Raw genomic sequence first — 19917 nt, forward strand, 5'->3', positions numbered from 1 at the left:
AGGGTCAGCAGCCGCCGCAGTTGTAGTAGAGGACGTCCCAGTGGCTGCCCTCATCGGCATAGATGTTGCCGGAGCCGGACTTCCACTGCGGGGCGCCGTCACCGCGCAGGCCGATGTAGGTGAAGGTGTTCTTGATGTAGTTCCCGACGCAGGTGTACTTGCTGTAGTCGAGCTTGTAGCCGTTCCAGTGCGAGTACGTCCCGGACGCGTGCCCGGTCTCGGTGCCGCCGGTGATGTTCAGCGCGCACCCGCTGGCCCGCTTCAGGGTCTGGGCGCCCTGCGCGGTGGCGAGGTTGAGCTGATCGAAGGACGTACAGGTCGAGTTGTTGCGGTCGGAGCAGTTGCCGGAGGACGACCAGGTGATGCCGACCTCGCGGAACATCGACGTGGCGGTGGCGTGACTGATCTTGGTGACGGCGAACGCGTCGCCGGCGGTGCCGAGGACGACGGCGCCGGGGGCGATCACGAGGGCGAGGGCGGTCAGGATCGATCGGATCCGCAGCCCCATGAGCGTTTTCACGTGTTTCACGTGGAACCTCCCTGCGAGAAGTCATGCGTCCTGTGAGGTGACTGTGCAGGTGGTGCAGGGAGATGATGCCGGAGGTCTACGCGCGTTGGCCAGAGGGCGGTTCGCTGCCCTCTTCGACGAGGCGGGCGAGCTGGTCGAGCGCCATGCGGGTGCCGGTCTCGTTGTCCTCGGGGCGTACGGCGTCGGGGATGCCCTCGTGCACGACGAGGACGTGCGTGCCGCCGCCGTCCGCGTCGGTGAGCGTGGTCGTCATCGTCATGCGGCCCCGCAGAGCGGGGTCGTCGGTCTCGAACTCCAGCACCTCGACGACCTTCTCGTCCGGGACCAGCGCGGCGAAGTGGCCGTGGTAGGTGTCGGTGTGCGCGGCGGACTTGCCCTCGCTTCCGGGAGTGTCGTAGGTGAGGGAGACGCGGAAGCGGCCCCCCGGGCGGGCGTCGAACTCGTGCACCCGGCTGGTCATCCCGGCCGGCACCCGCCATCGGGCGATCGCCTCCGCGTCGAGCAGGGCCCGGTAGACGGCCGGACGGGAAGCGCGGACATGGCGGGAGAGCCGGGTCGTGTACATGGGGCCACCCTAGAGACATCCCCGGGGCGCGAGGTCAGGAACCGGCGCCGGGAAGCGCGCCCTTGACGAAGTCCTTCGTCAGCACGGCGGCCGACGCGACGGGGACGTACTGACCGTCGGGCGGGAAGAAGTCGACGGCGCCGAGCGCTCCGTAGTTCGCCCAGAAGCACGTGGTCATCGGGAAGGTGTCGGTGACGTTCTGCTGGCACTTCACGGCCAGGGTGCGGCTGGTGACGACCTCGGGCTTGCCGACGCGGTTGCGGCCATAGCCCTCGGCGAGCTTCATGGAGTGCTCGAACACCGTGTCGAGGGAGGCCATGGGGTCCGCGACCTTCTCGTACAGGCGCGTCCTGGCGGTGAAGGTCGGCGCCGACGCCGTCAGCGTGCCTTTGCGCAGGATGATCCGCGGGCTGCCGAAGCACGAGATCTCGTCGGCGACGTCCCCGCTGTCGTCCTCGATCTCCTTCAGTCCGTCGTCGCCGAAGACGCCGATGTCCAGGTCGCTGCCGAACCGGAAGCCGCCGTCCCCCTCGTCGCACACCAGGCCCTCCATCGTCGGCGCGACGACCTTCGTGAAGCGGACACCGGGATCGGCCGCGAGTTTCTCCCCCGCCGGCGCCACGGCCGTGCCGGAGGGCTTCGCCTTCGCGTCCGGCTGCGCCTCGGAGCCGCATCCGGCCACCAGCACTCCCACCGTGAGGACCGCAGCCGTCGTGCGCCGCCTCGTCATGTCCACCATTCCCCCGCCGACTCCGTTGTTGATCAAGGACGGAGGCGATCCTACGACGGCGCGGACCCCGCTCGCGTGTCAGTACAGGACGCGCAGCGCCCCGGGAAGGACCCGTGCCGTGACGGGCAGGACGGCGTCCACCTCGCCGTCGGCGCCGTAGGGCACCGCGCGGTCGGCCTCGATGCGGATCTCCCGGCCCCGCACCACCCGCACCTGGGGGCGGGTCACGTGGGCGCCGGTCGACAGCTCGTTCATCAGGGCGAAGAACAGCCGGCGCGGGGCGTGCTCGATCATGACGACGTCCAGGAGGCCGTCGTCGACGCGGGCGCCGGGGGCGATCATGCGGCCGGAGCCGTAGTAGGGGGAGTTGGCGGCTACGACGGTGTAGCCGCGGTGGGTGTGCTCCGTACCGTCCACGGTGACGCGGTAGTTCGCCGCCCGCCAGGTGGTCACCGCGCGCAGCCCGCCGGCGTAGTAGGAGGCGGAGCCCCGCAGCAGGCGGGAGTGGTTGGCGTGGCGGTTGGCGAGCGCGTCGACACCCGCGTACACACTGCCGAGCACGACCGTCCTCGGGTGGACGGCCGAGACGACCTCGACGGTGTCCACCGGCCGCGGCTCACCCTCCAGCAACAGCCGTGCCAGGGCGTCGGGTTCGGCGGGCAGGCCGAGGGCGCGGGCGAAGTCGTTGCCCCGGCCTGCGGGGACCAGCCCGAGCACCGAGTCGGTGCCGCTGAGGGCGCCGCCGATGCCGCCGGCGATGCCGTCGCCGCCGACGGCGAGCACGACCCGGCCGGCTTGTCCGGCGCGGCGGGCGATGTCCTGGGCGTGGGCCAGGCTGCGGCTGTACTCGGTGTCCAGTTCGGCCCCGGCTGCCCGCAGCGCATGGGCGACCCGCAGCAGCGCGGCCGCGGCGGTCGAGCCGCCCGCGGTGGGGTTGACGACGGCGGTGAACTGTCGCATGGGTGAGCCTCCGGGGCGGTCGAGCGGGCGGGCCGAGGGGGTGTGGCCGGGGAAGCCGGCGAAAGGGTGTCAGTCGGTCGGCAGCAGGACGCCGGGGTTGAGCAGTCCGTCGGGGTCCAGCCGCCGTTTGACCGCCTGCAGGGCCGCCACGCCGAGCGGGCCCGCCTCCCGGACGTACCAGTCGCGGTGGTCGGTGCCCACGCCGTGATGATGGCTGATGGTGCCACCGGCCGCCAGGATCGCCTCGTTGGCGGCGTGCTTGGCCCGCGTCCAGTGCGCCACCGGGTCGTCCTCGCCCTGCGCGGACACGACGGTGAAGTACAGGGAGGCGCCGTTGTCGTAGACGTGGGAGATGTGGCACATCACCAGCGGCGGGGTGCCCGCCTCGGCCAGCGTCGCCGTGAGCGCGTCGCGTACGGCGGTGTACAGACCCGGGATGCGCGACCAGAACGCGGCGGTCTCCAGCGTCTCGGCGAAGGCGCCCGCGTCGAGGAGGGAGTCGCGCAGGTAGGGGGCGGAGTAGCGGCCGTGCGCCCAGCGCTCGCCCGGTTCCGCGCCGAGGCAGGTGCCGCCTAGCCCGGTGAGGACGGCTGCGGCGCCCTCGCGGCGGTGCGCGGTGTCCTCCTCGGTGCCCTCGAAGCCCACGATCGCCAGGCAGCCGGCGTCGGTGGGCAGGCCGTTCGCACCGATCGCGTCGGGCTGGGCGAGGCCGATGAGAGTCTCCGTCTCGTCGGACAGCCGCAGCACCGTGGGGCGTGGCCCGTCCTGGGCGAGGCGGCGCAGGGCGGCGGCGCCCTCGGTGAAGGAGGCGAAACGCCAGCCCTCGTAGCGGCGGACCCGCGGCACGGGCCGCAGGCGCACGGTGACGGAGGTGATCACGCCGAAGGCGCCCTCGGAGCCGAGGACGAGCTGGCGCAGATCGGGTCCGGCGGCCGAGCGCGGGGCACGGCCCACGTCGAGGGTGCCCTCGGGGGTGGCGAGGGTGAGGCCCAGCACCATGTCGTCGAAGCGGCCGTAGCCGGCGGACGCCTGTCCGCTGGAGCGTGCGGCGGCGAAGCCGCCGATGGTGGCCCACTCGTAGGACTGCGGGAAGTGGCCGAGGGTGAAGCCGTGCTCGGCCAGCAGGGCTTCGGCGTGCGGGGCGCGCAGGCCGGGCTGCAGGGTGGCCGTGCGCGAGACGGTGTCGATGTCGAGCAGCTGGTCCATGCGGCGCAGGTCGAGGGCGACGAAGGGGCCCTGCCGCTCGGGGGCGAGGCCGCCGACGACGGAGGTGCCGCCGCCGAACGGGACGACGGGGAGCCGGTGGCGCGCGCAGACCCGCAGGACGGCGACGACGTCGTCGTGCCCGGCCGGCAGCACGACGGCGGCCGGGACGTCGCTGACGTCGGCGGCGCGGATGCGCAGCAGGTCGGGGGTGGACTTGCCGCGGGTGTGCCGCAGCCGGGTCTCGGCTTCCGTGCGGACATGGGCCGCGTCGCCGACGGCGTCGGCCAGTTCCCGCAGGACGGCCGGTTCGAGCGGCGCGTCGGGGACGGCGATGTCGGCCAGGCCCGGCGGCTCGGCCTCGCGGGGCTTGACGCCCAGCATCTCGCGCAGCAGGCCGATCACCGGCTCGGGCAGCGGTGCCGCCTTGGCCGGGTCGCCCCAGCCGTTCCACAGCATGTCCACGGCGCTTGTCCTCATCTGTCGGTCGATATCGGTCGGTCGATTGACCTCTCGATCCATCGGATCTGTCGATCCATCGATCTGTCGGCCCGGGTCGGCGTCGGTCGCCGCGGCGCGGGACGCCGGTGGGGCGGTCACCGCGGCGCGGGCGTTACACTGTGACACATGACGCCTATTCGTCACAACGATGGGGACAACGATCCGGTGCTCGACGCGGTGCGCGACTGCGTTCTGGCCGTCGGCGTCCGCCGCACGACCCTGACCGACGTGGCGCGCCGCGCGGGCGTCTCCCGGATGACGCTGTACCGGCGCTGGCCCGATGTGCGCTCACTGGTCGGCGATCTGATGACGCGCGAGTGGGTCGGCGTGGCGACCGCGGCCATGCCCGAGCGGGCGCCGGGCCGCAGCGCGCGGGACCTCGTCGTCGAGGGACTGGTGCACGGCGTCGAGGCCTTCCGCACACATCCGCTCTTCAACAAGATCGTCGACGTCGACCCGGAACTGCTTCTGCCGTACGTGCTCGACCGCCGCGGCGCGAGCCAGGACGCCCTGCTGGAACTGCTGACCGAGGGCGTGCGCGACGGTCACGCCGACGGGTCGGTCCGCGCCGGCCACCCCGAACGCCAGGCCCGCGCCCTGCTGCTCGTCGTCCAGTCGTTCACGCTGTCGCTGCGGACGATGACCGACGAGGACGACCCGGACCTCAACGCCGCCGCCCTGCTCGGGGAGTTGCGGACCATCCTGGAGAGGACCCTCACGCCATGAGCGCCACGAGCCCCATGAGCGCCACGAGCACCGGCGCGCCGCACCCCGGCTCGTCCCTGTCCGCCGCGCGCCGCACCCGCGAACTCGCCGCGACCGTCGGCGCCGAACCGGTGGACGTCCTCGTCGTCGGACTCGGGGCCACCGGTGCGGGAGTCGCCCTGGACGCGGCCGCCCGCGGCCTGACGGTCGCCGCCGTCGACGCCCACGACCTGGCCTTCGGCACCTCCCGCTGGAGCTCCAAGCTCATCCACGGCGGCCTGCGCTACCTCGCCTCCGCGCAGTTCGACGTGGCGCACGAGAGCGCCGTGGAGCGCGGCGTGCTGATGGAGCGCACCGCACCCCACCTGGTGCGCGCCCAGCCGTTCGTCCTGCCGCTGACGCCGCTGGTCTCGCGTGGCCAGGCGGCGTTGGCCTGGGCCGGGTTCCGGGCCGGTGACGCGCTGCGGCTGGCCGCGCGCACGGCACGCGGCACGCTGCCCGCGCCGCGCCGCCTGTCGGCGGTGGAGACCCGCACACTGGCCCCCGGCCTGCGCTCCGGAGGGCTGCGCGGCGGCCTGCTCTCCTGGGACGGCAAGCTCACCGACGACGCCCGCCTGGTCACCGCCCTCGCCCGTACCGCGGCGGCGCACGGCGCACGGATCCTGACCCGGGTACGAGCCCTGGAGCTGTCCGGCGCGGGCGCCCGGGTCCGCGACGAACTCACCGGCGAGGAGGGCTTCCTGCGCGCCCGCTCGGTGATCAACGCGACCGGTGTGTGGGCGGACGGCCTGGTCGACGGCATCCGGATCCGCCCCTCGCGCGGCACCCACCTGGTGCTGCGCGCCGACCGCCTCGGCCCGCTGCCCGCCGGCCTGCACATCCCCGTCCCCGGCGAGACCAACCGCTTCGTCCTCGTCCTGCCCCAGGGCGACGGCCGGGTCTACGTCGGCCTCACCGACGAGCCCGTCGAGGGACCGGTGCCGGACGTGCCGGAGGTCCCGGAGACGGACATCGGCTTCCTGCTCGACATCCTCGGCTCCGCGCTGGACACCCGGCTGCAGCGCGCCGATGTCGTGGGAGCCTTCGCGGGGCTGCGCCCCCTGCTGGACGCGGCCGGTGACGGCACGTCGGCCAGGACCTCCGACATCTCCCGCCGGCACGCCGTGCTGACCTCCTCCGACGGGGTCGTCACCGTCGTCGGCGGCAAGCTCACCACCTACCGGCGCATGGCCGAGGACGCCGTCGACCGCGCCGTCGCCACCCACCGCCTGACCGCCGGCCCCTCCCCCACCGCCACGCTGCCGCTGGTCGGCGCCGCCGCGCCGGCCCGTCTCGGCGCCCTGCCCGCACCGCGCCGCCTCGTCCAGCGGTACGGCACGGAGGCCGCCGCCGTCGAGGCCCTCGCCGCGCAGGATCCGCGGCTGGGCGAACCCGTGCTGCCCGGCCACCCGGTCACCGGCGCCGAACTGCTGTGGGCCGTGCGCCACGAGGGCGCGCTCGACGCCGCGGACGTCCTCGACCGCCGTACCCGGATCGGAGTGGTGCCGGGCGATCGCGAGGCGGCGCTGCCGGCCGTGGAGGAGATCGTCGGCGAGGCGCTGGCCACGCTCGGCTGACGCAAGCGCATACCGGGCCGGTCCGCGCGGCAGCGAACCGGCCATGGTCACCCTGGACGACAACTACGCGCTGAGCGGCCCGAGTTGGGCGCTCAGCGCGTTTTCACGTTGCGGAAACATGACCGAAACCGCATTCCTCCGGCAACTATGCCAACGGCCACTGGCGCCTTTAACCTGACTCGTCAGTAAGTCCGCACTGCCTGCGGCGCGACCATCCGCACAACCCCCGCGCGTCCCGATCGCGCCGCCGGTCCCTCACCCCTCTCGCCTCCGGGCGCCCTTTTCTGCACCGAAAGGACACAGAGGATGAAAGACCAGCAAGGCAGACAGGTGGTCGGCCGGATCCGGTGGCGGCGGTTCGCGCTGCTCGCCGTTCCCGGCTGCGCGGCCACCGCCGCGCTCGGCATCGCGCTGGCGCAGGGCGCCGTCGCCGCCTCGTTCGCCGTTTCGGGCCAGCAGTTCAAGGTGTCCGCCGACAGTCTCACCGGCCAGGGGTTCGCCCAGTACGGCAACATCGACACCAACGCCCGGGGCGACCTGCTCCCGGTCGCCACCGTCGGCATCCGCACAGCGAAGATCAACAACCTCTGCCAGTCGGTGGTCACCAAGCTCCCCGTGCTCGGCAACATCTCGCTCACCCTGACCGCCGGCGCCGGGGACACCCCGGTGGACGCGGAGAACCTCTTCCTCGACGCCACCCAGCTGGAAGGCAACGCCACCTTCCACACCATCGAGATCGGCCGGGACGCCTCGACCCTCGACAAGGGACCCGAGGGCGCGCAGGGCATGCAGGACGCCTTCTCCCAGCAGGCCGACGACCTGCAGATCGACAACCTCAGGCAGGTGGCGTGGGCCGCCAACGCCGGCACGTTCAAGCTGTCCGGCCTCAAGATGAAGATCGCCAAGGGGAAGAAGGAATGTTTCTGAGCCGGCGCGCCTGGCGCACGTGGCGCCGCAGCCGGCCCTTCTGGGGCGGTCTGGCCACCGTCGTCGCCGGCAGCGAGATCTGCGTCCTCCCCCTCGCCCCGATCGAGGTCATGCTCAAACAGGGCATCGCCGGGCTGCCGTCCGTCCTGCTCGGTCTGGTCATGCTCGTCCTGGGCCTGTCCGCATGGGTCGCCCCGCACTACCGAGGCCTCGCGGGCGTCCTGACCGTGCTGCTGGCCGTCGCCGCGCTGGTGATGTCCAACCTCGGCGGCTTCCTGTTCGGCACCGTCCTGGGCATCATCGGCGGCTCGATGATCTTCGCCTGGCAACCGGTGCGGGACGCGGACGCCGCGACGGAGGCGGACCCATCCGCAGGTTCCGGCGAGTCCGCCGAGCCCGGTAACTCCGGCTCCGGCGACTCCGGCTCCGGCTCCGGCTCCGGCTCCAGCGACTCAGCCGTACCCGCCGTATCCGCCCGGTCCGGCCGATCCACCCGCCCCAGCCGATCCGCCTGATCCACCTGATCGGCCTGATCCACCTGATCGGCCTGGCCGACCAGATCCACCCGATCCGCCGAGTCCCGTCTCGGCACCCCCCGGTACGCCACCCCCCACAGGCGCCACCGTGCACCACCTCGCACCGCATGTTCCCGTCCCGTCAGCCGATGCACACGGAAAGGGATCCACACCATGACACGTCCCCACAGTGTCCGGACGCTCCTCGCCATCGCCACCGGTGCCGCAGCCACCGCCGGGCTGCTGCTCGCCGGCCCGGCCGCCCAGGCACAGACCGCCGCCGGGTCGACCACGGTCACCCCGGCCGGGCACGCCTACAAGGCAACGCTGTCCGGCAAGGCCACGTTCAAGGCCGGCACCGTGACCCTCACCTGTTCGGTCTCCTCCACGACCGGCCAGGTCCCCGCCGCACCCGCCAACCACAACGACGCCGGAGCGGTGTCCTCCACCCTCGCCGCTCCCACGTTCAGCTCCTGCACCTCCAGCCTGCCGGGTGTCACCCCCACGGTCACCACCAGCGGCACGTGGGGCATCTCCGTGCAGAACGGCGCGCCGAGCACCGCGACCCTGACCGTTCCCCAGGGCGGTCTGGTCGTCAAGACGAGTGGTTTGGCCACCTGCACGATCACCTCCGCACCGAGCGGCCCGGCCCCCATCTCGGGCAGCTGGACCAACGGCGCACCCTCCAGCCTCGCCTTCGCCAACGCCGTCGTACCCGTGACCGTGACCGGCACGTTCGGCTGCCCGACCAGCGCCACGACCTCCACCGTCAACCTGGCCTACTCCGTGGCCGACACGACCGATCCCGCCCAGCAGATCACCGTCGGCGCCTGACCCGGCCGGCCCTGGGGTGCGCAGGCTCCGTCCTGCGCACCTTTCGGCGTTCTGGTCGCTTCCCAGCCGTTCGCATGACGCACCCTCAGGCAGCGTCCGTACGCGGTCCCACGCGCCGTATTCTTCTACTCGCCTGTAGAAGTTGCCGGCGGAAAACGCACGGCCGCACAAGAAGGAGTGGACGCCACAATGGTGTTCAAGCGACTGCTCGGTTCGCTCGGGGTGGGTGGCCCCACGGTCGACACCGTTCTCGACCCCGGGCCGGTCCGGCCCGGCTCGGCCCTGTCCGGGCAGGTCCATCTGCGGGGCGGCAGCGCCGAGTTCACCGTCGAGCACATCACCCTGGAGCTGGTGGCCCGGGTCGAGACCGAACACGCCGACGGCGAGAGCGAGGGCATGGTCGTCTTCGAGCGCTTCACCGTCGGGGGCGGCTTCCGGCTCGGCGCGCAGGAGGTGCGCAGCGTGCCGTTCACCCTGGTGCTGCCGTGGGAGACGCCGGTCACCGAGCTGCACGGTCAGGGGCTGGGGATCGTCCTCGGCGTCCGCACCGAGCTGGCGGTGGCCGGGGCACGGGACAAGGGTGACCTGGACCCGCTCACTGTCGCCCCGCTGCCCGTCCAAGAGGCGATCCTGGAGGCCTTCGGCCGACTCGGGTTCGGTTTCCGCTCGGCCGACCTCGAACGGGGGCACCTCGGCGGCACCGGGCAGCAACTTCCCTTCTACCAGGAGATCGAGTTGACACCGGCGCCGCAGTACGCCCATGCGGTGAACGAGATCGAGGTGACCTTCCTGGCCGGTCCGGCCGGGGTGGACGTCGTCCTGGAGGCCGACCGGCGCGGCGGGCTGTTCTCCTCGGGCCACGACGCGCTCGTCCGGTACACCGTCGGCCACCACGACGTGCGGGACTGGAACGCGGAGGTCGACGGCTGGATCCGCCGGCTCGTCGAGCAGCGGCCCGCGCACGGCTCACCCGCGGGGTACCACCCGGGCGGGTACGACGCGCACCACGACACCCACCACTCGGGCCCCGGCATCGGCACCGCCGTCGCCGCGGGGGCCGCCGGTCTCGCGGTCGGTGTCGTGGGCGGCATGGTCGCGGCCGAAGTCGTCGACGAGATCGGGGACTTCTTCGAGGACGATGACGAGGGCGACGACGGCGAGGACTGACGCCGGAACGACGCGGGGCCGCCGTTCGTATGACGGAGGGGAAGCGGCGCGACCCGCCCCTTTCCCTCCTGATAGTTTCTACAGTGCTGTAGAAGTTCACGGGCTCCGGTCGGCTCCCGGCCGGAGCTCACTACTCGTATGGAGTCGGCATGGCCCTGTGGGACCGCATCAAGGACTCGGCGTCGCAGATGCAGACGCAGCTGGTGGCGAAGAAGAACGACCTGAAGAGCGGCGCGTTCCGCGACGCCAGCATGGCGATGTGCGCGCTCGTCGCTGCCGCCGACGGCACCGTCGATCCCTCCGAGCGCCAGCGGGTGGCGCAGCTCATCGCCACCAACGAGGTGCTGCAGAACTTTCCGGCGGACGACCTGCGCCGCCGGTTCGAGGACAACCTGAACAAGCTGACCGCCGACTTCGCCTTCGGCAAGGTCAGCGTCCTTCAGGAGGTCGCCAAGGCGAAGAAGAAGCCCGCGGAGGCGCGCGCCGTCATCCAGATCGGCATCGTCATCGGTGGCGCCGACGGGGACTTCGACAAGGACGAGCAGGCCGTGGTCCGCGAGGCGTGCTTCACGCTGGACCTGCCGCCGCACGAGTTCGACCTCTGACCGCCCTGGGGCGCCATCGCCGGCCTCGCGGTGGGCGGCCCGCACCCGACGTCCGTACCGCCCGGCCCGGCGGTGGCCCCCGCGGCGCCGCTCGCGCGGCGGGGGCCGGGCCCGGCGTCCCTCAGTGCCCGCCCGTCTCGGGGTTGCGGCGCACTCCGGCCGCCGCGAGTACGGCGCCGACGAGGCAGAGCACGCCGGCGACCAGGACGGCGGTGTGCACGCCGTTCATGAAGGCCTGGTGGCTGCCCTCCGCCACGGCCGCCTTCAGGCCGGCCGGCATCTGCGCGGCGACCGGGGCCACGCCCATGGCCACCGCGTCCTTCGCCTCGCTCAGCGCGGCCGCCGTCGGCGCGGGCACGCCGGCCGCGGCCAGCTCCCCGGTGAGGGTGGCCCCGACCCGGCTGCCGATGAGCGACACCAGCACGGACGTGCCGAGCGCCCCGCCGATCTGCAGCGCGGTGGCCTGCAACCCGCCCGCCACTCCGCCGTCCCGCACCGGGGCGTTGCCCACGATCGCGTCGGAGGACGATGACATCACCATGCCCACGCCGAGTCCGAGCGCGACGAACGGCGGCCACAGCGCGCCGTAGGAGGAATGGGCGCTCCAGCCGAGCACCGCGAAACAGGCGACGGCCTGCAGGGCCATGCCGAGCGGCATCGTGAACCGGGGGCCGAAGCGGTCGGTGAGCGCCGCGCCGAGCGGCGAGGCCACGACCGAGGTGAGGCTCAGCGGCAGGGTGCGCACCCCGGCCTCCACGGGGGTGAAGCCACGGACGTTCTGCAGATACAGCATGACGAAGAAGATCACGCCGAGCAGGACGAAGAAGTTCAGCGCCGTGATGACCGTGCCGATGGCCAGCGCGGGGCTGCGGAACAGCCGCATGGGCAGCAGCGGGGAGGCCACGCGGGTCTCGACCAGGCCGAAGACCAGCAGGAGCACGATCCCGGCCGCGACGGCACCCAGGGTGCCGCCCGAAGTCCAGCCCCACGTCTCGCCCTTGACCACGCCGAACACCACGGCGAGCAGGCCGAGGGCCAGCAGGACGACACCCACGACGTCGAACTTCTCGTGTGCGGCGTCGGCGTTCTTGCTCTGCGGCAGGACGAGCGCACTGAAGACGAGGGCCAGGACACCGATCGGTGCGTTGATGTAGAAGACGGACTGCCAGTCGACGTGTTCCACGAGCAGGCCGCCGACGATGGGGCCGAGGGCGGTGGAGACCGAGGAGACCATCGCCCAGATGCCGACCGCCATGCCGAACTTCCGCGGTGGGAAGACCGCGCGCAGCATGCCGAGCGTGTTCGGCATGAGCAGCGCGCCGAAGAAGCCCTGGCAGGCGCGGAAGGCGACGACGCCCGCGATGGAGCCGGACAGACCGATCGCGACGGAAGCGGCGGTGAATCCGGCCACGCCGACGAGGTAGAAGGTGCGGCGCCCGTAGCGGTCGCCGAGCTTGCCGCCGAGGATCAGCGCGGCGGCGAGGGCCAGCAGATAGGAGTTGGTGACCCACTGCAGGTCGGCGGTCGAGGCGTTGAGGTCGCGGCCGATCTCGGGGTTGGCGATCGAGACGACCGAGCCGTCGAGCCCGACCATGAACAGGCCGAAGGCGACGGCGACGAGGGTCAGCCAGGGGTTGGCGCGCACGCCGCGGGGTGCGTCGGCGGTTGTGGCAGGTGCCGGTGGTGCGGCAGAACGGAGCGTGTCCGAGGGCATGACGAGGTGAAGTCCTTCAGGAAGACCGGAAGACAGGGAGAAGCGTCGGGTGTCGCGCACGGCCGACGGCCCGACTACGGAGACGGCGTACGGCGGTACGGCGCGCACCCATGCGCGGCGACCGCGAGTCACGAGCCACGCCGTCCGGGAGCCACGAGCCACGGCGTCCGCGAGCCACGGCGTCACCCGAGGCGCGCCGGGCGCGGGGCCGGCCCGCCCGGCCGCAGGGAACGCGGGCGGCGCGGGTCAGGCGGTGGTGGCGCCGTGCAGCTGCCGGCCCAGCGCGTTGAGCGCGCCCAGCGCGGAGCCGAGGGCGTCCATCTCCCCGTCGGTGAGGTTGCGCAGCGCGCGAGCGAGGTGAGCGCCCATCAGGGCGTCGACCTCGGTGATGCGCTCTCGCGCGATCTGCGTGAGATGCAGGTGCGCGACGCGCTTGTCGGCGGGGTCCGGACGGCGTTCGAGCAGCCCCTGCTCGGTCAGCTGCGTCACCAGTGCGCTGACGTTGTTCGGCTTCATCAGCAGCGCCTCGGCGGCCTGTCGCACGGTGACGCCCTCGTGGACCCCGACATGACGCAGCAGCGCCAGCTGGGCCTCGGGCGGCTTGGGGTGCGGGAACTCCCGGTCGACGTGCCGCTCGATGGCCCGGGACAGCGCGGGCAGGCACGCCACGAGGCCGGCGGCCACGTGGTCGAGGTCCTGGGCGGACGCGCTGTGCGGGGACATGGCGAGGACTGTACGTATGATGAGATACCTATGTCAACATAGCTTGAATGGCGCTGACGGCCGTGGTTGTCGGCAGCGCACGCTCACGTGCGCGTGGTGTCCCGCAGCCGCCCGTCCCGGACCTCCACGACCTGGTCGGCGTGGGCCAGATGCGTGGGGTCGTGGGTGACCAGGACGGTGGCCGTGCCCCGTTCGTGCGTCAGACGGGTGAGCAGGTCGATCACGGCGGCCCCGCGGGCCCGGTCCAGCGCGCTGGTCGGCTCGTCGACGAGCAGGACCGTCGGCTCGTTCATCAACGCGCGGGCGATGGCGACCCGTTGGCGCTGACCGCCGGAGAGCTGGTGGGGGCGCCGCGCGGCCTGCCCGGACAGACCGACGGCGTCCAGCAGTTCCAGGGCCTTCCCACGTGCCGCGCCGGGACGGCGGCCGGCGAGGTGCGCCATGACCTGGAGCTGTTCCGCGGCGGTCAGGGAGGGCAGCAGACTGGGCTGCTGGAACACCAGACCGATCCGCCGCCGGCGCAGCCCGGTCAGCTCCGCCCGGGACAGGCCGGTGGTGGCGGTGCCGTCGACGGTGACCGTCCCGTGGTCCGGGGTCAGGAGGGTGGCGGCGACGGCCAGCAGGCTGGACTTTCCGGAGCCGGAGGGGCCGACCACGGCGGTCAGGCTGCCCTTCGGCACGGTGAGGGTGACACGGTCCAGAGCGGTCAGGCGGCGCTCGCCGTCGGGGTAGGTGAGGGTGATGTCGGCGAGATGCAGGCTCATCGGGCGTTCCCCAGGGCGGTCAGCGGGTCGACGGAGGTGATACGGCGGACGGCCAGCGCGGCGCCGAGCGCACCGAGCAGGACGAGGACACCGGCGGGCACGAGGACCGTCGCCGGGGTGAGGACGAACGGCACGGCGCGCCCGGCGACCAGGGCGCCCACCGCGACGGCGAGGGCGGTGCCGACGAGGGTGCCGCCGCTCAGCACGGCGACGGCCTGCCCCAGCGCGTCCTTCAGCAGCGTGCCGGTGGAGGCGCCGAGGGCCTTGAGGACGGCGATGTCACCGCTGCGCTGGATGGTCCACACGGTGAAGAAGGCGCCGACGACCAGGGCGGAGATCCCGAACAGGAAGGCACGCATCAACTGCAGGGAGCCGTTCTCGGAGGTGTAGGAGCCGATCGCGGCCAGGGAGTCGTCCTTGGACACGGTCCGGGTGTGGGCCCGGGCGTCGGCGGCCGTCAGATCGGTGCCGGGGGCCGTGGTCAGGGCGATCACCGTGGCCGTGGCACCCGCGCCGCCGCTGGGGGGTGCGGTGCCGCGCCAGGTGGTGAGGCCGGTCCACACGACCGGCGTGTGACTGAACGACGCCTCTCCTCGTACGGCGGCCACCGTCAGCCGGTGCCCGGCGAGGGTGAGCGTGTCACCGGCCGCGACACCGAGGTCGTCGGCGGCCCCGGTCGACAGCACCGCTGAGCGGTCGTCGATGCGGTCACCGGCCGGTGCGAGGGCGGAGCCGGGCAGCACACCGAAGACGGACACCCCGGCGCTGCGCGTCCCGGCGGTGGCCTTGGCCGGGGTGATGCCGAGCGGTTCGGCCCGGGTGACGCCGGGCGTGGCGGCCCAGCGCCGCCACTGGTCCGCGGTGACGGTGGAGTCGGTGTACGACAGGTCGCGGCCGTCGGCCGGGGCGTCGAAGGCGACCCGGTCGACGGGAAGAGAGGTGATCGCTGAGGTGCTCTGCCGGCTCAGGCCCGCTGTCAGTCCGGACAGCAGGCCGACCAACAGGGTGATCAGCACGATGACGGTGCCCATGAGGGCGAACCGCCCCTTGGCGAAGCGGAGGTCCCGCCAGGCGACGAACACGGCTGTGGCCAGGCCTTTCCATGAGGATGCAGGGGAACGGCCCCACCTTCTCGCCCGGCCCGGTGCGCGGGCATCCGGCCGGGGAGTGCACTTCTCGGGCCGAAAGTCGGGCGCGGGCTTGCACCTTTCGACAGAGGCGGCGGCCGGCGGGCGGACCGTAAGGTGGCCCGGAGACCTCCCTGATCCGTGAGCACCGTGACCATTCCAGCAAGGCCCGTGACCGCCACCACCCCACCCCTGACCACTCCGACGACCCGGGTCCTGACCTGGTGCCTGCATCTGCTGGTCGTCGGGCTGCTCGCGCTGGCCGCCGTCCGGGCCGTCGCCTCCGGCGGGCCCCGTCCCGCGGCGGTCGCCGCCGTCGCCGCGCTCTGCGGGCTCGTCTACGCGGCCGGTCCGCTGCTGCCCCGTGTGCGCGTCTCGCGCCGGGCGGCCGCGGTCTGGCTGGGCGCCGTCGGGGTCGTATGGCTGGGGTTGCTGGCGCTGACCGCCGACGGGGTGTGGGTGGCGTTCCCGCTGTACTTCCTGCAGCTGCACCTGCTGCCCCGGCGGGCGGGTCTGGCCGCCGTCGCGGCGACCGCGGCGGCCGCGATCGCCGGGTTCGCCGCACACCAGGGCGCGTTCGGCCCCGCGATGGCGATCGGTCCGGCGCTCGGCGCGGCCGTGGCGGTGGCCGTGGTGTGGGGCTATCAGGCCCTGTACCGGGAGAGCGAGCAGCGGCGCAGGCTGATCGAGGAGCTGACCGCGACGCGGGCCGGTCTGGCCGCCGCCGAGCACACGGCCGGGGTGCTGGCCGAGCGGGAGCGGCTGGCCCGCGAGATCCACGACACGCTCGCCCAGGGGCTGTCCAGCATCCAGCTGCTGCTGACCGCGGCCGGGCGGGCGCTGCCCGGCGCCCCCGACACCGCGGCAGGCCACGTCGAGCAGGCACGGCAGGCCGCGGCGGACAACCTCGCCGAGGCCCGGCGTTTCGTCGTCGCGCTCGCCCCGCCCGCGCTGGACGGCAGCACGCTCGCCGACGCCCTGGAACGGCTGTGCGTCACCACGTCCGCGCGCCATCCGCTCACCGCGCGCCTGCACCGCACCGGCACGCCGGTGCCGCTGCCCACCGGGCACGAGGTGGCGCTGCTGCGGATCGCCCAGTCCGCGGTGTCCAACACCGTGCGCCACGCCCGCGCCACCCGTGTCGACATCACGCTCGGCCACCTCGGCGCGGAGGTGACCCTGGACGTCGTCGACGACGGCAGCGGTTTCGACCACGAGCTGCTGCCGCTCCCCGGCCCCGAGGGCGGCGGGTTCGGTCTCGCGGCCGTGCGGGCGCGCGTGCAGGACCTCGGCGGCACCTTCGCCCTCACGTCCGCGCCGGGGCGGGGCACCGCCCTGAGCGTGCGGCTGCCGCTGCCCCCGTCCACCGACTCCGAGCCCGAGGCCCGCCCGTGACCGACGTCCCCATCCGCCTGCTGCTGGCCGACGACCACCCCGTGGTGCGGGCCGGACTGCGCGCCGTCCTGGAGACGGAACCCGGTCTGGCGGTGGTGGCCGAAGCCGCCACCGCCGAGGAGGCCGTCGTCCGGGCGGCCGGCGGGGACATCGACGTGGTGCTCATGGATCTGCAGTTCAGGGGCGGTATGAACGGCGCCGAGGCCACGGCCGCGATCACCGCGCGACCGGGCGCGCCGCGGGTCGTCATCGTCACCACCTACGACTCCGACGCGGACACCCTGCCCGCCATCGAGGCCGGGGCCACCGGCTACCTGCTGAAGGACGCGCGACCGGAGGAGCTCGCGGCGGCCGTGCGCACCGCCGCGGCCGGCCGTACGGCGCTGGCCCCGGCGGTCGCGGACCGGCTGCTGCACCGGCTGCGCACGCCAGGGACGTCGTTGACGCGGCGCGAGACGGAGGTGCTTGGCCTGGTGGCCGACGGGTTGTCGAACCAGGCCGTGGCCGGGCGGCTGCACCTCACCGAGGGGACCGTGAAGTCGCATCTGGCGCGGGTGTACGCCAAGCTCGGCGTGGACTCGCGCACCGCGGCGGTGGCGGTCGCCACGGACCTCGGCCTGATCCGCCGCTGACGGGTCAGGCGCAGCCCCAGGCGGACATGCCCTGCTGGGCGGCCAGCCGCCGGGCGACCTTGATCTGCTGGTGCCGGGTGGCGAGGTCGGCGCGCGGCGCATATCTGAGCCCGCCGGCCGCCCGCCAACTGGATCGGCTGAACTGCAGGCCGCCGTAGTAGCCGTTGCCGGTGTTGGCCCTCCAGTTGCCGCCGGACTCGCAGGCCGCGATGGCGTCCCAGTCGGTTCCGTACCTCGGCTGGGCCTCGGCGGTCGTCGCGGCCGTGCTCAGCGCGGCCAGGGTCGTTACGAGCACCAGTGCCGTCCGCGCACGGCGGGACGGGTGGGCAGCGGCACGGGGCATCACTCTCTGCAGCGATTTCATGACCGTACTGTTACATCATGTGACGATATGAAGCGGGTATCTCCGCGGCCCGCCGTGTCATGTCGCCTGCATTCGGGCGAGGCCCGGGCGTCGCACCCGCGGGGCGCGGTACGGGCGCGCGGGGCGTGTCCCGGTCGCCGGTCTCGAGCTCGGTCAGCAGTCGGCGCAGTGCGGCGGCGCCGAGCGGCTGGGGCCGACCGTCCAGGTCCGCGAGGGCCCGGCCGGCCCGGCGCCAGGCGCGGGCGGTGCGGCCCTGGTGCTGGTCGACGAAGGCCCGGGCGTAGCGGGCGACCGCGCACGCCCAGGCGTCGTCGCGGGTCTCGGGCCGGGTCAGGGCCCGGCGGGCGCTGTGCCGCGCGGCGCCCGGTGCGAAGGCCGCCTGGGCGATGGCCAGGGCGGACAGGGCGACCGTCGCCGACGGGCCGCCGGGCGCTCCCGGCGGAATGGTCCGCGCGGCGTCCTCGAAGTGCCCGGCGGCTGCCCGCAGATCGTGCCGGTGCAGTGCGAGGACGCCCTGGGCGTGGGCGATCCGGCCCACGGTGGCGTCGTCACCGGCCCGCACGGCCGCCGGCCAGGCCCGGGCGAGCAGTTCGCCGGCCTGCCGTGGGCGGGTGCCGGCCCGCAGCCAGGCCGCCAGCCACAGGGCCCGGACCGTGAGGGGGCCGTCGGGGTCGTACAGCGGGAGCAGCCGCGCGAGATGGTCGCCGCCTTCCTCGGCGTGGTCGTACACGCCCCACCAGAACCACAGGTCGAGCACCGTCTCCAGGGCCGTCCCGGCCTGTCCGGGCTCGGTGAGGGCGTGCCGGACGGCGGCGGTGAGGTCGGCGTGCTCGTCGCGCGCGAGTTCCACCGCCTGGCGCTGGCTGCCGCTGTGCCACAGCTCCGCGGCGACGGCGGCGACGCGGCGGCAGTGGATCGCCCGGCGTTCCGTGGCGACGGGGTACTCCCCCGCCTCGCGCAGCCGTTCGGTGCCGAACTCGCGGGCGGCGCGGGTCATCCGGTAGCGGACGGGCACGACGCCGCCGGGGTCGGTGACCGGGGTGAGGATGCCGGCGGTGGCCAGCCGGGCGAGGCAGGAGGGGACCCGGTCGGGTGTGACGCCGCCGCCCGCGCACAGGAACACCGCCGTCGACTCGGCGAACGACCCCGCGAAGACGCCGGCCCGGCCCCACACCATCCGCAGGTCCCGGTCGCACAGCACGTAGTCGGCGCCGACGGCCGCGCGCAGCGAGCGGTGCCGCCGCAGGGTGGCTTCGGTGTCGGACAGCCAGCCCTGGCGGCGCGCGGTGAGGGCGGCGAGCCGGCGCAGGGGGTGGTGGGCGACCTGGGCCGCGGCGAGCTCGATGGCCAGCGGATTGCCTTCCAGGTGGCCGCAGATGGCGCCGATGGCGGTCAGGTCGCCGTCCGCGGGGGCGAACTCCGGTGCGGCGCGCCGGGCGCGGTCGAGGAAGAGCCGGACCGCCGGGGCCGGGGCGTGGTCGCGGGTCTCGGTGCGCAGGGGTGCGAGGCGCAGGACGCGTTCGTCCCCGAGCCCCAGGGGCCGGCGCGAGGTCACGAGCACACGCAGAGCGGGCGCGGCCATGAGCAGCCGCTGCACGAGACCGGTGCACTCGGTGTGGGCCGGGTCGACGTCGTCGAGGAGCAGCAGGAGCGGGAAGGCGGGCAGGGAAGCGGCGAGACCACGGGGTGTGGCCGCGTGTCCGCCCGAGCCCTCCGGAGCTCCCCCGGCCTCCGGCTTCCCGGCACGGGGCGCGGGCCGACGCCCGGCCGTGGCCTGCCCCGCCGGAACCGTCGGCGCACCGGACACGGGTACCGGTCGGCGTCCGGTCGTCGCTTGCCCCGCCGAGACCACCGGCGCACCGGACGCGGGCGCCGGCTGGTGTCCGGTTCCGGTCCGGTCTGCCGAGACCGTCGGCGCACCGGACACGGATGAAGGGCAACGGCCGGTCGTGGCCTGGTCTGCCGCGACCGCGGGCGTAGCGGACGGGGGCGCGGGCCGACGTCCTGTCCCTGCCTGGGCCACGGGGGCCGCGGGCGGGCCCGGAGCGGGCGGGCGGGCTCGGGCGGTCAGGGCCTGCATGACCGCCGCCGTCAGTGTGCCGGGCGCGGCCGGTGCGCAGCCCTGGACGCGCACGGTGACGGTCTGTTCCCAGGGGGCGTCGGCGATCCGGGCCACCGCGGTGGCGGCCAGCCGGCTCTTGCCCAGGCCGGCGGTGCCGGTGACGGTCACCAGACGGTGGCGGGTCAGCAGGCCCGTGAGCCGGGCGACGTCGCGGCTGCGGCCGACCAGGGGCGCGGGCGGCGGCTCCGGCGCCCCGGCACTTGTCCACACGTGCATGAC

Annotated in this window: 20 protein-coding genes; 9 read left to right on the forward strand and 11 right to left on the reverse strand. The window is 73.8% G+C overall.

Annotated features, from left to right (window positions below; genetic code table 11):
- Positions 1 to 4 precede the first annotated feature (4 nt).
- The 5 genes from ACZ64A_RS24740 to ACZ64A_RS24760 form a co-directional block, all read right to left on the reverse strand.
- Positions 5 to 508, reverse strand: coding sequence for a hypothetical protein (locus ACZ64A_RS24740; RefSeq protein ID WP_469813233.1), 504 nt, complete (start codon positions 506 to 508; stop codon positions 5 to 7).
- A gap of 97 nt (positions 509 to 605) precedes the next feature.
- Entirely contained in the window at positions 606 to 1094 is a 489-nt protein-coding gene (locus ACZ64A_RS24745) for an SRPBCC family protein (RefSeq protein WP_469813175.1), read from the reverse strand.
- Positions 1095 to 1128: 34 nt separating this feature from the next.
- Positions 1129 to 1824 (reverse strand): hypothetical protein, encoded by a 696-nt coding sequence (locus ACZ64A_RS24750; protein WP_469813176.1) that lies wholly within the window; start codon positions 1822 to 1824, stop codon positions 1129 to 1131.
- A 78-nt stretch (positions 1825 to 1902) separates the two neighbouring features.
- On the reverse strand, positions 1903 to 2784 hold the full coding sequence (locus ACZ64A_RS24755; protein WP_469813177.1) for a YegS/Rv2252/BmrU family lipid kinase: 882 nt from the start codon (positions 2782 to 2784) through the stop codon (positions 1903 to 1905).
- A 69-nt stretch (positions 2785 to 2853) separates the two neighbouring features.
- Positions 2854 to 4452, reverse strand: coding sequence for an FAD-binding oxidoreductase (locus ACZ64A_RS24760; RefSeq protein ID WP_469813234.1), 1599 nt, complete (start codon positions 4450 to 4452; stop codon positions 2854 to 2856).
- Positions 4453 to 4614: 162 nt separating this feature from the next.
- On the opposite strand from ACZ64A_RS24760, the gene ACZ64A_RS24765 reads away from it, so the two are divergent.
- The 7 genes from ACZ64A_RS24765 (at position 4615) to ACZ64A_RS24795 (ending at position 10857) form a co-directional block, all read left to right on the forward strand.
- Entirely contained in the window at positions 4615 to 5214 is a 600-nt protein-coding gene (locus ACZ64A_RS24765; protein ID WP_469813179.1) for a TetR/AcrR family transcriptional regulator, read from the forward strand.
- Complete coding sequence (locus ACZ64A_RS24770; protein ID WP_469813180.1) at positions 5211 to 6809, forward strand: glycerol-3-phosphate dehydrogenase/oxidase; 1599 nt, start codon at positions 5211 to 5213, stop codon at positions 6807 to 6809. Before ACZ64A_RS24765 ends, ACZ64A_RS24770 begins: the two co-directional genes overlap by 4 nt.
- Before the next feature lie 306 nt (positions 6810 to 7115).
- Positions 7116 to 7736 carry a DUF6230 family protein gene (locus ACZ64A_RS24775; protein ID WP_469813182.1) on the forward strand — a complete coding sequence of 207 codons (621 nt, stop codon included), beginning with the start codon at positions 7116 to 7118 and terminating at the stop codon, positions 7734 to 7736.
- Complete coding sequence (locus ACZ64A_RS24780) at positions 7727 to 8251, forward strand: DUF6114 domain-containing protein (protein ID WP_469813184.1); 525 nt, start codon at positions 7727 to 7729, stop codon at positions 8249 to 8251. Before ACZ64A_RS24775 ends, ACZ64A_RS24780 begins: the two co-directional genes overlap by 10 nt.
- 174 nt (positions 8252 to 8425) lie before the next feature.
- The gene (locus ACZ64A_RS24785; protein WP_469813185.1) at positions 8426 to 9085 is read left to right on the forward strand and encodes a hypothetical protein; all 660 of its coding nucleotides are present in this window, start codon (positions 8426 to 8428) and stop codon (positions 9083 to 9085) included.
- A gap of 189 nt (positions 9086 to 9274) precedes the next feature.
- On the forward strand, positions 9275 to 10252 hold the full coding sequence (locus ACZ64A_RS24790; protein WP_469813187.1) for a sporulation protein: 978 nt from the start codon (positions 9275 to 9277) through the stop codon (positions 10250 to 10252).
- Positions 10253 to 10401: 149 nt separating this feature from the next.
- The gene (locus tag ACZ64A_RS24795; protein WP_469813189.1) at positions 10402 to 10857 is read left to right on the forward strand and encodes a tellurite resistance TerB family protein; all 456 of its coding nucleotides are present in this window, start codon (positions 10402 to 10404) and stop codon (positions 10855 to 10857) included.
- 121 nt (positions 10858 to 10978) lie between these two features.
- Here ACZ64A_RS24795 and ACZ64A_RS24800 read toward each other — a convergent pair whose 3' ends face one another.
- From ACZ64A_RS24800 to ACZ64A_RS24815, 4 genes are all read right to left on the reverse strand, one after another.
- Positions 10979 to 12571, reverse strand: coding sequence for an MFS transporter (locus tag ACZ64A_RS24800; protein ID WP_469813190.1), 1593 nt, complete (start codon positions 12569 to 12571; stop codon positions 10979 to 10981).
- Positions 12572 to 12817: 246 nt separating this feature from the next.
- Positions 12818 to 13294 carry a MarR family winged helix-turn-helix transcriptional regulator gene (locus tag ACZ64A_RS24805; RefSeq protein ID WP_469813192.1) on the reverse strand — a complete coding sequence of 159 codons (477 nt, stop codon included), beginning with the start codon at positions 13292 to 13294 and terminating at the stop codon, positions 12818 to 12820.
- 83 nt (positions 13295 to 13377) lie between these two features.
- A complete protein-coding gene (locus ACZ64A_RS24810; protein WP_469813193.1) occupies positions 13378 to 14058 on the reverse strand; it encodes an ABC transporter ATP-binding protein in 681 nt (226 codons plus the stop codon).
- Positions 14055 to 15140, reverse strand: a complete 1086-nt coding sequence (locus ACZ64A_RS24815) for an ABC transporter permease (protein ID WP_469813195.1) — start codon at positions 15138 to 15140, stop codon at positions 14055 to 14057. Before ACZ64A_RS24815 ends, ACZ64A_RS24810 begins: the two co-directional genes overlap by 4 nt.
- 216 nt (positions 15141 to 15356) lie before the next feature.
- On the opposite strand from ACZ64A_RS24815, the gene ACZ64A_RS24820 reads away from it, so the two are divergent.
- Positions 15357 to 16580, forward strand: a complete 1224-nt coding sequence (locus tag ACZ64A_RS24820; protein ID WP_469813197.1) for a sensor histidine kinase — start codon at positions 15357 to 15359, stop codon at positions 16578 to 16580.
- The gene (locus ACZ64A_RS24825) at positions 16577 to 17212 is read left to right on the forward strand and encodes a response regulator (RefSeq protein WP_469813198.1); all 636 of its coding nucleotides are present in this window, start codon (positions 16577 to 16579) and stop codon (positions 17210 to 17212) included. The genes ACZ64A_RS24820 and ACZ64A_RS24825 overlap by 4 nt, the downstream gene beginning before the upstream one ends.
- Positions 17213 to 17216: 4 nt before the next feature.
- On the opposite strand, the gene ACZ64A_RS24830 is transcribed toward ACZ64A_RS24825, so the two are convergent.
- Both ACZ64A_RS24830 and ACZ64A_RS24835 read right to left on the reverse strand, forming a co-directional pair.
- Entirely contained in the window at positions 17217 to 17555 is a 339-nt protein-coding gene (locus tag ACZ64A_RS24830; protein ID WP_469813236.1) for a transglycosylase family protein, read from the reverse strand.
- A 31-nt stretch (positions 17556 to 17586) separates the two neighbouring features.
- Positions 17587 to 19914, reverse strand: coding sequence for an ATP-binding protein (locus ACZ64A_RS24835; RefSeq protein ID WP_469813200.1), 2328 nt, complete (start codon positions 19912 to 19914; stop codon positions 17587 to 17589).
- Positions 19915 to 19917 lie beyond the last annotated feature (3 nt).

It is taken from the genome of Streptomyces sp. NPDC104814, assembly GCF_055583185.1.